General features: G+C 37.6%; 7 protein-coding genes and 1 pseudogene. 4 read left to right on the forward strand and 4 right to left on the reverse strand.

The window, feature by feature from the left end:
- The first annotated feature begins 304 nt into the window (after positions 1-304).
- Positions 305-2,950: a TonB-dependent receptor gene (locus ESZ39_RS13725; RefSeq protein ID WP_146880470.1), complete on the forward strand. Its 2,646-nt coding sequence runs from the start codon at positions 305-307 to the stop codon at positions 2,948-2,950.
- Between the two features lie 70 nt (positions 2,951-3,020).
- Positions 3,021-3,491, forward strand: a pseudogene (locus ESZ39_RS13730) (sulfotransferase family protein); the annotation flags it as partial.
- Between the two features lie 475 nt (positions 3,492-3,966).
- On the opposite strand, the gene ESZ39_RS13735 reads toward ESZ39_RS13730, so the two are convergent.
- Both ESZ39_RS13735 and ESZ39_RS13740 read right to left on the reverse strand, forming a co-directional pair.
- Complete coding sequence (locus ESZ39_RS13735; RefSeq protein WP_146880472.1) at positions 3,967-7,008, reverse strand: efflux RND transporter permease subunit; 3,042 nt, start codon at positions 7,006-7,008, stop codon at positions 3,967-3,969.
- A complete protein-coding gene (locus ESZ39_RS13740; RefSeq protein WP_146880473.1) occupies positions 7,008-8,054 on the reverse strand; it encodes an efflux RND transporter periplasmic adaptor subunit in 1,047 nt (348 codons plus the stop codon). The genes ESZ39_RS13735 and ESZ39_RS13740 overlap by 1 nt, the downstream gene beginning before the upstream one ends.
- A 146-nt stretch (positions 8,055-8,200) precedes the next feature.
- Here ESZ39_RS13740 and ESZ39_RS13745 point away from each other — a divergent pair, with 146 nt between their 5' ends.
- Positions 8,201-8,773, forward strand: coding sequence for a TetR/AcrR family transcriptional regulator (locus ESZ39_RS13745; RefSeq protein WP_146880474.1), 573 nt, complete (start codon positions 8,201-8,203; stop codon positions 8,771-8,773).
- Between the two features lie 160 nt (positions 8,774-8,933).
- On the opposite strand, the gene ESZ39_RS13750 is transcribed toward ESZ39_RS13745, so the two are convergent.
- Entirely contained in the window at positions 8,934-10,847 is a 1,914-nt protein-coding gene (locus ESZ39_RS13750; RefSeq protein ID WP_146880475.1) for an alpha/beta hydrolase family protein, read from the reverse strand.
- A gap of 202 nt (positions 10,848-11,049) precedes the next feature.
- On the opposite strand from ESZ39_RS13750, the gene ESZ39_RS13755 reads away from it, so the two are divergent.
- Complete coding sequence (locus ESZ39_RS13755; protein WP_146880476.1) at positions 11,050-11,559, forward strand: M48 family metallopeptidase; 510 nt, start codon at positions 11,050-11,052, stop codon at positions 11,557-11,559.
- Between the two features lie 292 nt (positions 11,560-11,851).
- Here ESZ39_RS13755 and ESZ39_RS13760 read toward each other — a convergent pair whose 3' ends face one another.
- Positions 11,852-12,853 carry a GGDEF domain-containing protein gene (locus ESZ39_RS13760; protein WP_146880477.1) on the reverse strand — a complete coding sequence of 334 codons (1,002 nt, stop codon included), beginning with the start codon at positions 12,851-12,853 and terminating at the stop codon, positions 11,852-11,854.
- Between the last annotated feature and the right edge of the window lie 954 nt (positions 12,854-13,807).

The following is a 13,807-nucleotide window of genomic DNA, read 5'->3' on the forward strand; positions in this document are numbered from 1 at the left end:
ATTTATATAATTTTCACAGCGGTGCGTCATAGGAATATTTTGAAGTAAATTATCAACTAAAATCCTCAAAAGTATAAGAGTACTTGCGCTTTATTCAGCTAAATTGCAAAGGTTCATACCACACAAAATGTGACTGTCTGTTTTTTATACGCCTATAATATTTCCCTGATAATTTTGAATAAGATGTAAAATTTTGTTAAGATGCCGCGAAATGTCAATTATAGTTAGTGCACTAACTATATTTATAGTTTGAGATCTAACTATATTTGGCCGTTGAACGATAAAACACCAAGGGAGAATCACTATGAAATTCACTAAACTACACTGCGCTGTATTAACAGCACTAGCAGCGTCAGGCACTTTATACGCTGAAGAAACAGAAAAAAAAGCATCAATAGAAACAATTGAAGTTACTGCAACCAAGCGAACTGAATCAATTCAAGAAGTGCCCGTCACTGTGACCGCCTTAACCGGTGATAGCTTAGAAAAACTTGGCGTTTCTAATTTTGACCAATACGTAGAGTTTTTGCCTAACGTTGTTTTTCAGGGCACAGGCCCTGGACAAAATGAAATATATATTCGCGGTGCGGCAACGACGCAAAGCAATATTTCTTTGTCATCAGTTCAAGCATTACAACCCTCTGTTGCCTTTTATTTAGACGAACAGCCAGTATCAATGCAAGGGCGTAACTTAGACATTTATGCTACTGATGTTGAACGTATAGAAGTCTTACCCGGGCCACAAGGCACACTTTTTGGTGCTAGCTCTCAATCAGGTACCGTACGCATAATTACTAACAAGCCAACCCATGATGGTTTTTCTGCAGGTTTTGATACCAGCACAAGCTCTACCAAGGGCGGCGACATGAGTAATTCTGTTGAAGCATATTTTAATATGTCTTTATCTGACTCACTGGCCGTACGTGTTGCTGCCTATAATGACTATCAGGGCGGTTGGATTGATAATATATTAAACGACCCTAGCAATGGTGGTTATACCGGCAGTGCTGTCGTCATTGACAGAATATCTGGAGGCGTTTTAGCAGACCCTGAAAATACGCCTATTACAGCGCCAAAAAATGCCGCATTAGTGGAAGATGATTTTAACACCGCTAATTATTCTGGTGCACGTTTTGGCTTATCTTATTTAATTAATAATGACTGGGATCTTTTAGTTCAACATACTCAACAATCTCTTGATACCGAAGGGGTGTTTTCTTATGATCCAAACCTTAAGGGTGAGACGTCAACAAACCGTTTTACACCAGAAAACAACAATGATGATTTTGGTTTAACCACCTGGACATTAGAAGGCCGACTTGAGCAACTTACTGTTGTTTATACCGGCGGGTATCTCGACAGGGATATCAATTCAACTATTGATTACACTGGCTATACTAATGGTGGTTCATTTTCGGCTTTTTATGTTTGTAACTATGCAGGTGTTGCTGAAGCAGAACAAGAATGTCTTGACCCAACTAAGTTTAATAAGGAAGAAACCAGTACCTCACGTATCACTCATGAGCTTCGTTTCAACACGGCTGTTGAAAATCGCTGGCGTGTAACAGCAGGTGTATTTTATGACTCTCAAGAATTATCAACTGTTGGTCAATTCAAAATAGCTAATACCGAGAAGTTTCCTAATTTAGCAAGGACTCTTGCAGGAAGTGATGGCATTAACAGTGACGGTGGTCCTTTCCCTTCAGAAGTCAGCTTTATTAATGATGTTACACACACCATAGATCAAATCGCTGTATTTGGTCAATTTGAGTATGATATTACCGACACAGTCACCGCCAGTTTTGGTGCGCGTTGGTATCAAATTGATGACATTTATAAAGGTGCTACTAATACCGCTGATGTCAGTGGTAGATTACAAGCTTTCGGTGATGGTAGCGAAGCAGCGCTAACCGAATTTTTTGGTCCTGACGAAGCAGCAGCAGTTCAAGCGGCTATTGCTAGTGGGCAATTAGAAACTGACTTACTTGATAGTGACGGTAAATTAACGGTTGATGATACTATTATCAAAACTTCAGTTGATTGGCAAGTAACTGATGATGTGATGGTATTTGCATCATACTCAGAAGGTTTTAGACCACCGGTGACTAACCGAGTTGGTGGTGGCTCAGCTAAAAGTCAAGAAGGCGCCTTCGAAGGTTTCCGCATTCCAGTGTACTCAACGACTGACAGCTTAGATAACGTAGAGTTAGGTTTTAAATCAACCTTATTTGATCAAAACTTACGCTTTAACGCTACTGCCTATTATTCAAAAATATCTGATCTGCAAACATCACGATATGACCCAACCAATATCAGCTTCTTAGTATTTACTGATAATGTTGGTGATGCTGAAATTAAAGGTATTGATGGTGATTTTAGTTGGGTAGCAACAGATAACTTGATTATCTCTGGCGCTTTTAGTTTGATCGATACCGAGCTAACGTCAGTTAATACTCAGCTTGACGGTATTGCGCCGCCAGAAGGCAGTAGATTACCGTATTCAGCTGAGTTTTCAGGTAATTTACAAGTGCAATATTTCTATCCAATTTCCCAAGGCCTAACCGGTTATGTCAACGGTTCAGTAAGCTACACTGGAGAAAGACTTGCCGGTATGGTGATGGATGCTTATATGGTAGAAGACTCGACTAATTTAATCTATGGCACAGGTTCAGGTTTAAGTATTGAAAAAGAAGCAGACGTTTATACGGGTGTTAATTATCAAGATAGTAACGGGGATACTTTAGCCGGTGGTCGTTATATCCAAGATAGTTACGTTTTGGCCAACTTAACCTTTGGTATCACTAACGACGAATGGAAAGCTGAGCTTTTCATCGACAACGTAACTGATGAAAGCGCAATACTATATACTGATACTCAACAGTATACGCCAAAAGTGGTTTCTAACCGACCTCGTACGATTGGCTTTAGATTCTCGTACGATTTTTATTAAGTCTTAAGCAATAACTAAAAGCTAATTAAAATCTCAACTAAAGCCGCTTGATAAAGGTATCAAGCGGCTTTTTATTGATAAAATGCCCAATAACTTTCTCCATATTGGCCTGATCCGATTAATGCTGCCTAATGCGAAAATTATTGACGCCAGACGCTCGCCTATGGCTTGTTGTTTTAGCGGTTTTAAACAATTATTTGCCGAAGGACAAGACTTTAGTTACAACCTTGAAGACATTGGCCGTTATTATCAAGCGTATCTAAAATTAATGGCACATTGGGATGATGTTTTACTTGGTTATGTTTTAAAGGTAAATCATGAAGATGTGGTTAATAATTTAGCAACACAAGTGCGAAGAATACTTGATTTTTGTGGCTTGGAATTTGAACAATCATGTGTTGATTTTCATAAAACCAAGCGCAATATTAAAACCCCAAGCTCTGAGCAAGTGCGTCAACCGATTTACAAAAGTGCCACTGAACAATGGCGACATTTTGAAGCCTATTTAACGCCTTTGAAAAAAGTACTCAATATCGATTAAATTTAGCATAGATAAAGAGTATCTTGGCGTTCTTTCATCTAACGTGAATGGATTCACTAATGTCGTAGCACCATTTGACCACAACATTGCCGATATGGATGTCGGTACTTAGTTTTGTCTGGAACAAAAGAACTGACCGTTCATCGACGTGTAGGGATATACTAATGCCTCGAAAGATAGGATGTCTGAGAGAGGCCTGAACATCGTCGTTCTTTCACATCCATGTGACCACGACATACCTTTCATCCTGAACATAAATCTTAGTCGCTACATTTTTTATTTAGCTAACGCTTTAGTAATACCAGTTCCATTAAGTTTGTGATCTTGTTGTGCGCAGGAAAAATAACTCAAGGTAAGGCGCTCGATTGAGCAATAGCTGGCTATTGGGATTGAGAGCAACACAGCCTTGAGCTATTTTAACTAGTACAAGTGAGCAATAACTTAATGGGATTGGTATAAGTACTACGTACCTATACTAGACTTTCTCTACCTTAATTTTATAAAAGACACTATAAAGTACAGGTACGGCGATCATGGTCAAAATAGTGGCAAATGCTAATCCACCCATAATAGTCACCGACATGTCAGCAAAGAAAGGGTCAAATAATAACGGCATAACACCCAGTATAGTGGTGATAGCTGCCAATGAAACCGGTCTCAAACGACTCAAACTTGCTTCAACGATAGCAATTGCTTTTTCTTTGCCTTCAATAATTTGTAAGTCAATTTCTTCCAATAGCACAATAGCATTTTTAATTAACATACCGAATAAACTTAAAAAGCCCAGTAACGACATAAAACCAAAAGGTAAGTCTGCTATCAGTAAACCTGCAACCACACCCACCACTGCCATTGGTACAATAAGCCAAATAATAATGGGTTGTCTAGCCTTACCAAAAAGCAACACACTGATAATAAACATAATTAAGAAACCAAGCGGCAAGCCTTTTCCTAAAGCGGCTTGCGCTTTACGTGACGACTCATATTCTCCGCCCCATTCAAGTTTATAACCCTCTGGTAAAGCAATCGCGGTAATTTTAGCTTGTGTGCGGTTAAACGCTTCACCAGTAGTTTCATTGTATCCAGCTTCGGCTTTAACGGTAATAGTTCGCACCCGATCACGTCGATTAATTAGTAGCTCTTCGCTGGCATAGTTCATTTTGCCACTTACTTGCTTAAATGGAACATAAGTTCGTTGACTACTGCTCCACACTAAACTGTTTTCTAAGCCAGCTAATTGATCAGAATTGGTGTTGCTATTTCTGGCAATAATTGGATAAAGGTAGTCGCCATCTTGTAGTTGCCCTATTTGCAAACCATCAGTATAAAACTTGATGGCTTGACTAAAGTCGCTTCTTGAAACACCGGCAATACCGGCGGCTATATCATCATACTCAGGTGCTAAAACAATGCCCTTATCACGCCAGTCATCACGAATATCGCGAATATTACCATCTTTAAAATATATCGCTTTCGCTTGCTCAGCTAACTGCCTTAAAATAGCTGGGTCTTCACCAGAGAATCGTGCCTGAATTTTAGCCCCCGCGCCAGGGCCAAATTGCATAATTTCTGCGTAAAAGTTCACTTTAGGATTGGCCAGTCTTAATTTATCTGCAACCGCTTGCGCTAACCGAGGGATCTCAGCTGCGTCGTGTGCTCGCACCATAAATAGGCCATAACTCTCATTGGGTAACTCAGGTGCAAACACTAAGGTAAAGCGTTCTGAACTTTCACCGATAAAGGTCGCCAATGACTCGACACCTTCAGTATCAAGGATCAGTTTTTCACCTTGTTTCATATACTTTTCAGTCGCTCTAATATCTGAGTCTTGTGGGCCCCAGTAATGAACAAAAAACACTGGGGTATTTGAAGGAGGGAAAAATCCTTGTTTGATAAAACCAAAGCTTGCGTATGCACTAATCGTGATCACCACTAATAACGACAGCGTTACAGCACGCCAATGCAAAGCATTACGCAAAACAACTAAGTAGGCTCGATGAAATAATGAAGGCGACGCTTCAGCAGCTTCTTTATCACCCACTTGATAAAAATATTTACCCAATAAAGGTGTTAGCGTTACCGCAAGTATCCAACTTAACAACAAAGATATCATTACCACAGCAAACAGTGAAAATAAAAACTCACCTGTAGCATCATCTGATAAACCAATGCCAGAAAATGCCGCTATACCAATAACCGTAGCGCCTAGTAATGGCCATTGCGTTCGTTTAACAATAAAACTGGCAGACTCCATTGCCGATTTACCTTTCTCCATGCGCAGCATCATGCCCTCGGCCACCACAATAGCGTTATCAACCAGCATACCCATGGCAATGACCAATGCGCCTAACGAAATACGTTGTAGCTGCAAATCATACAGCCACATGATCAAAACAGTCCCTAGTACCGTGATCAATAAAGTACCACCAACAACAATGCCTGAGCGCCAGCCCATAAATAAACAAAGTGCTAAGGTCACTACAGCAACTGAAATTTCCAAATTTAAAATAAAACCGTCAACTGACTCATCAACAATTTTCGCTTGGTTATAAATAGAAGATAGCTTAATACCCGCGGGTAATTTATCTAGCACTTCAGCTAGCTTAGCGGCTATTTCATCGCCAACTTCAACGATATTAATATCACTTTGTGCCGATACCGCTAAGGTTACCGCACGCTCACCATTAAAGCGCTTTAAACCACTTGGTATAGCTACGGGTTGAATACTGAGCTGAGCAATATCTTTTATCTTTATTGAGGCATTTTTACCCGGAATAACAATAGAGAGGTTTTCTATTTCTGTTATTTTATTGGTTGAGCTTTCAACTGGGATCCTGATTTTTTTATCGCCAATGTATAACCTACCACCACTAAAGGGTTTTAAATTATTTGCCAGCACTTGTTGAATGTCAGGAAAAGAAAGCCCTAAGCCAGCAATTTGATAGCTATCAATGGTAGCAACGATTTCTTCTTCTAAAATGCCACCAATTTTTACTTTGGCAACACCGTCAACGGTTAATACTTCACGGCGAATAATACGAGAGAATTCGCGCATTTGATCAGCGCTAAAATCAGGTGCAGATAACGCGTAATAAATGCCATAAACATCACCAAAATCGTCAATAACCACAGGAGCACTAGCACCAAGTGGTAAACTTTGCTGAATATCACGCAGGCGTTTACGTAATTCGTCCCAAATTTGGGGTAATAATGGACCATCAATATGCGGTTGTATTTCCATGGTAACTCGGGAGAAACCTGGTTTACTGACTGATTTTAAAGTATCTAATTGCCACATTTGCTGCAGCGCTATTTCAACTTGCTCAGTAACTTCTTTTTCCACCTTTTCGGCACTTGCACCAGGGTAATAAGTAAAGATAACCGCTTGTTTGATGGTAAAAGCGGGATCTTCTAAGCGCCCTATTTTACCCATGGCAACAATGCCGCCAATAATAAAACATATCGCCATAAGCCAAATATTAATTGGCTTAGTCAACGAATAACGTGCTATATCCATTAATATGTCGCCTTATATTCTCGCACTATTAGCCCTTCACGCATTTGGCCAACCGCGGCAGAAACTACTTTATCATCGCTATTTAATCCCAAAGAAATTAGGGCGTATTCTCCTTTTAATTGAGAAACTTTAACTTTGACCTCAGTAAGACTATTTTGTACTTGATTAAAACGCCAAACACTAAAACCCGAGTCGTTATTACCCATTAAGGCACTTAATGGAATCACTAATGCCTGTGAGTGGCTATTATTTTGTTTAATGTTAACAATGGCTCGCGAACCTGGATAAAAAGACTTAGCCATTTCACCATCAAGCGCAAAGGTTACGCCATAGGTTTGAGTAATGGGATCAGGCGTGGTTTTATGTTCAACATAATGTATATCAAATACCTTATCTTCCTGACCAATAATGTGAGCACTTGCTTTTACATCACGATTGCCAGCATTGGCGGTCATAATGCGTTCAGGCACTTCGAAAGTAAAATAAAGCGCTGATCTATCTTGTAAATTAGCCAGTGAATCTCCCGTACGAATTAAGCTATCATTTTCAATATAGCGAGCACCAATGACGGCATCAAATGGCGCTCTAATAGTACAGTAACTTAAGTCTTGCTCGGCATTAGCTAATGCTATTTTAGTAATTGAAAACTGAGACTTTGCTTCATCGTAATCTCGTTGTGACGCAACGTTCTTTTCAAAAACATCTTTGATACGCTTTAAGTTTCGCTGCGCATCTTTATGACGAATACGGCTCTCTTGCACCTTACGTTGAAAGGGTTTTGGATCGATTTTAGCTAAGATTTGACCTTTTTTAACTTCACTGCCTTCAATAAGGCTCTCAAAAATTAAACGTCCTGAGACTTCAAATTTAAGGTCAACACTTTTCACTGCTGACACCGTGGCTGGAAATTCATAATCATTCACTAAACTTGTTAGCCGAGCACTCGTCAGTTGAACCACTACAGGTGCAGCCTCTTTCGTGACTTCTGTTGGTTCAGAGCAAGCTTGCAGTAAAAAAACGGCTCCGAGCATAAAAATTCGATTCACATCAGTCCCAAAATATCAGTTAAATTATAAAAATAAGTGAGCTAATCATAACACAGGTTTACACATTAACAACTAGTGTAAACTTGTTGTTTAATGTAACCACTCGCGTTAATATATTGCTACCTCAATGAGTAAGAGCAGATGATTTGCCAAGTACTACCGATAAAATACTAAATACGGCTATGGATTGTTTTTTTCAACACGGCTACGATACCGCAAATATATCTATGGTCAGTCGTTATGCTGGTATATCCCGTGTCACTATACACAAGCAGTTTAAATCAAAAGAGCTCTTATTTAGAGCTGTTGTTGAAAAACATTTTCAGCAACACAATGTCCTGATTAATATCTACAGTAAGTCAGAAATAAACTTTTGGCAGGAAACCCGAGTGCTTATTATTCAGCGATGTGAAGGTTTGTTCAATCACGTATCGAGTAGTTTAGTCAGAGCAAATTTATTGCACGCTGGTCAGGCATTTTGTAAAGATCTTATTCAAGCAGAAGAAGGCTTAATAAAAAATAGTATCCAATTAAGAATTGAAAAAGAAATTTCCTCAAATCGTTTAACGCTAAGTAAGATAGACTTGTCAGCATCAGCATTAGCCGAAATACTTCACTTTGCGCCATTTGGCATCACAGTATCGGTATCAGATCAAAACAATACTACCTTTGTAGAAAACTTAATGGCAGTCTTTAAAGCATCAACATCGCCGTTTTAGTAATATTTTTACCCTTAAGTTACTGTTTTATCATCATCTTTTATCTCGTCCAAAACTGACCAATCAAATAACTAATTCTACCTAATACTCAGTAGCTAAAAAAATAGCGAACTTAAAGTTCGCTATTTTTAAAGTAAAATTTATATTCAAGTAGCTAATTTTATAAATGCGCCTGTAAAAAACTTAAATATTTATTTGAAGCACTAATGCGATTAGCTTTTTTACTAAAGCCATGGCCTTCGTCATCAAAAACTAAATAATCAACATAAGTGCCACCGCTGCGAATAGACTCTACCATGTCATCACTTTCAATTTTTAATACTCGTGGATCATTCTCACCTTGCACTACTAACACTGGCTTTTTAACATTGTGACCAAAAAACACGGGTGAAATATTATGCAAACGCTCTTTGTCTGTATTTGGGTCACCGAGTTCATCATAAAGCGATTGGCGAAATGCTTCCCAATAGGGTGGAATACTTTCTAAGGTTCTGACCCAATTGGTAACACCAAAAATATTAATGCCCACTTCAAACTCATCAGTAAATGCCATGGCTGCCATGGTTAAATAACCGCCGTAGCTGCCACCGATAACACCAATTCTATCGGCATCAACCCAATCTAAAGATTGTAAATAATACTTATTGTAAACCACATCTTTTAAGTCATGATCGCCATGCTTTTTATCATCTAGGTGGTAAAAAGTTTTTCCATAACCACTTGACCCCCGGTTATTGATGCTAAAAATAGCGTAACCATTATTCACTAAATGTTGAATAGTCGCCGAATAGCCTTTGCGGCTTTGTCCTCCTGGTCCACCATGTATCCAAACCAAAGCAGGTACTTTTTGTCTTGCTGCTTGCTTTGGTTTATATAAAATACCGGGGATTTCCAAGCCATCAAAACTTTTAAAGCGGACCACTTCACCCACCACTAAGTTTTCTTCTAAAATGTTTGGATTACCTGTATCTGTTAAGCGCTTTATCGAGTTACTGCCTAGCTGATGGACATATAAGTTTGACGGTGAAGTGTCAGAGTTTATATAGAACACCATTTGCTTGCCATTATTAGAAAAATTCACCCCACGCAAATCACCACTTGGCATATCAGGCAATAAAAGGTTTTTCTTTGTTACTAGGTCAATAATTTCTATTCTTGTTTGTGCGTCAGCATTAACACCATTAACTTGATAACGGCCATCTTTTGAGAAATAGCTAAAACTAACATCCCAATCAACAGCAAAGTTAACTGTTTTTTCTTTACTCGTTAGGTCGTAAGACCAAGCTTGTTTAAATTCGCCAAATTCATCAGTAGAAAATATCAATGCAGAATTATCACGGGTAAAGGTGTATGCACTATGTTCAACATCACCTTCATGGTCAGTTATCAATTGAGCTGAACGCTCTTTACTTGCTAAGTCGACTAAATATAAGTTTGAATCAGCATTGGAATTAGTTTTACTTAAGACAATATATTGACCGTTTGGGCTAATCGCTTCAGGAGAATAACCTGAATTATTTTGGTATATCAGTTCTCTTGAATAGTCAGCCCCTTGATATAAATAGATATCAAAAAACTTTTCATCTCGTTCATTCGTAGCAACAAAAAATTGTTTATTGTTTTCATGCCAACTAATAAAAAAGGCTTTGAGCCCCTCACCCGGTGTTAAGTCTTTTTCTGTGCCATCTAAAGCTTGAACAAAAAGATGATCTAATTCATCACCACCTTTGTCTGCGCTGTATAAAAAACGCTCATCCTCAGGAAACCAACTAACAACATAAATTGACTCTTTAGTTGAAGTTGTTAGTTGTGTTACCTCTGAGCCATCTAAAGGTACTTTGTAAGCGTTATAAATTCCACTTTCATCGTCACTCACTAATACCGCGCTCGTATCAGCATTAATTGAAGAACCAAATACCGAGCGTGTTTTAAAAAATTCTTCGGCGTTATAGGTTTTAAACGTGGCAGCTTTTATCGCAGGTATCTCGGCCTGTGCTATTAACCCTTGCTTTGAACAAGCTAATAACAATGCCATCCCAATGAATAGCATTAAAAATTTAGGTGATTTTTGCATGGGTATTCCCTTACTTTAATTTTTATATGATTTCATTTTAGTTATCAATTACTTTGACTTAAAAGCCAGTATAGAACAGTAATCACACAGTTGAAGCTTTTATTAGCCCAAAGTTTAATAAAAAATAATGAATACTTAAACTATAATGCGTAAACTATGTACACAATCGCAACCATCAACAATACAGAATTGATTTAGTCGCATGCCCACACCGTTAAAGTATTTGTCTCATTATTCACTTGATATACAACAGCAAGTGACGAAGCTTATTAAGGAAAACAACTTAAAAGCCTATTTATTAGGACAATTTCCTGTGCCACATGAAATAACGACCGATAAAGCATTACGTGAATATTCCATCGCATTAAAACAACAATATTTAAAAAAATCAGCCCCACTTAGCCAAGTAAAGTACGATGATAAAATTCACGTTGTTAATAATGCGCTAGGTTTGCACACTTATGTTTCTCGCGTACAGGGCAATAAGCTAAAAAGCAAAAACGAGATCCTTATTGGTAGCATGTTTAAGCGAGCACCCGAAGCACTATTAAGTATGATCGTGATACATGAACTCGCCCACTTGAAAGAAAAAGAGCATAACAAAGCGTTTTATAAACTATGCCAACACATGTTGCCAAACTATCATCAATTAGAGCTAATGACGCGTATTTACCTTACTGAGCTTGAGAACAACGGTAGTATTTATCAATAAACACTACCGTTGATTACTCCCTTTAGCCCTATATAAAGTACTTATACCAATTTTTTAATTAGGTGGTCTACTGTATACGAAGGAAAAACGATTAAATATAAAGCATTAATTTTAATAACTCGTTATTCAGGACAATAGGCTCTTGCATTGTCTAAAAAACTGCATCCATGCAGCGATAATGATTAGATAACGCCGTAGTGGGTTGTTTTAACTAGGTGAAATGGTCAGATAATTAGTGAAATTGGTATTAAATTGATGAAGCTAAAACGTAAACTACAGCGTGATGATTGCTCTATAAACAAACACTTCTATTTCTGCCATTATTTTTAGCTTGATATAAGGCAGTATCAGCTTGTTCAAATATTGCCGTCCAGTTTAATTCCTCTTCTCGTTGCGCTACACCAATAGAAACAGAAATTTTAGGTAGATAAGCTTTCGAGTCTCTTTGCATCAGTTTTAATTCTGAAATTGCTAACCTTATATTTTCTGCAACTACATATGCCTGCGTTTTGGTTTTATTTACCATCACAACAACGAACTCTTCACCACCAAAGCGTACGGCAATATCATTGTCCGATATAGATGATTTAATGACTTTAGCAATACGCTGAATAACTTTATCACCAATAATGTGGCCAAATTTATCATTTACACTTTTAAAATGGTCAATGTCTATTGCTAATGAAGAATGCACTTGTTCAATATCTAATTCTTTTAATTTAATATCACAGCCACGGCGGTTATATAAACCCGATAACGAATCGACTATCACTTCATTACTTGCCGCTTTAAGCTTAGACTTTAAAAAACTAACTTCACCACAAGTCCTAGTCAGATTTAAAGATAAGTCGGTTTGCTGCTGCTGCGAAGATGCAATATTCTTCATCAAAAAGGCAACAATATTTTGCATAGATTTATGGTGTTCATGTTTGGAAAGTGCTTTTTCTGCCTTTTTAAGATTAGAGGTAGAGGTTTTTACGTTATCTACTTGTAAATTAATTTTCTCAAGTGTTGAAGTTAAAGATTTCTCAATTGGGTTAAGTATCTGTCTATCAATAACATGAGAATTAGAGATGTACTTTTCAAACAAACCTTCAATAAAAATTAAATCTACTTCCTGAAAAGTTTGGACATGTCTCTCTAACTCTGCAGTTAATTTTTCATTACGCTTACTAATATGTAGATAAGTAACTGAATAATTTACGGGACTAGGCGGGATTTGATAATGTGATAAAAATTCGTTTGTTGATTCACTGAATTTCAGTGCTTCGTCAAAATTATCTTTAATAAGCACGAGCGCTCCTTAAGAATGCATTTATTATTTTAATATTAATACCGATCTCATTAATTATCTGATCGTTTCTACTGGTTAAAACAACCCACTACTGCATTATTTATTTAATTATTATCGCTGTATGGATGCCGCTTATTAGGCAATGCAGGCACCTATTGTCCTGAACAACGAGTTATTAAAATAAATACCTTATATTTGGTCATTTTTCCTGCGTATAAAGTAGGCCACCTAATTAATGAAATTGGTATAACAACTATTTGTTAACTAACAGGAACACATGTAAATAAAATGTTACCAACAGCCATGAGAATATCTAAATTAACAACGTACAACAAGCATTAAATATTAAATTTCACTTGTCGTAGCATTTTATTTAATAATAAAATTTTTCATGTGATCTTTGAGCCTATAAGAAAATTTTGATGGTGTAGAATAAAAATTAATTTTACTTAGATAATTAGAATGGCTTTGCAAAAACAGTAACTGATGGATTAAATCAGGAAGAATAGAAGGAGTAAGGAAGGGAGAATGTAAATATTATCTATTTGATAATCAAAAAGTCATTGGGATTGGTATAATCATAAATATTGAATACTTAGAAGAAAAGTAGCCCTGAAATATAAGGATATACTCATCTCAAACTGCCATAGATGGCAAAGAACGACTTAGGTAGCAACCTGAGACTAACCTGATATTGCCTGAGGTTTAGGCAACTATAAAGCATTTGGCATAACAACAATCAATGTTCAAACGCCAGAAAGCAAAAGACCCGTAGCGTTAGCTACGGGTCTCTGACGTGCATGGATGCACTAATGCCTTGGGAGCAGGATGCTCAAGAGCGGTTTTACATAAAGAGAAGCACATCCACACGCTTTTTACCACCGACGCTAACACGTTTAACTGCTTATCTTAGAATGGAAGAATGTAGCTCCACTATGCTCAACCTTTATTTCT

It is taken from the genome of Colwellia sp. C1TZA3 (assembly GCF_007954265.1).
In the GTDB taxonomy this organism is placed as follows: Bacteria; Pseudomonadota; Gammaproteobacteria; order Enterobacterales; family Alteromonadaceae; genus Cognaticolwellia.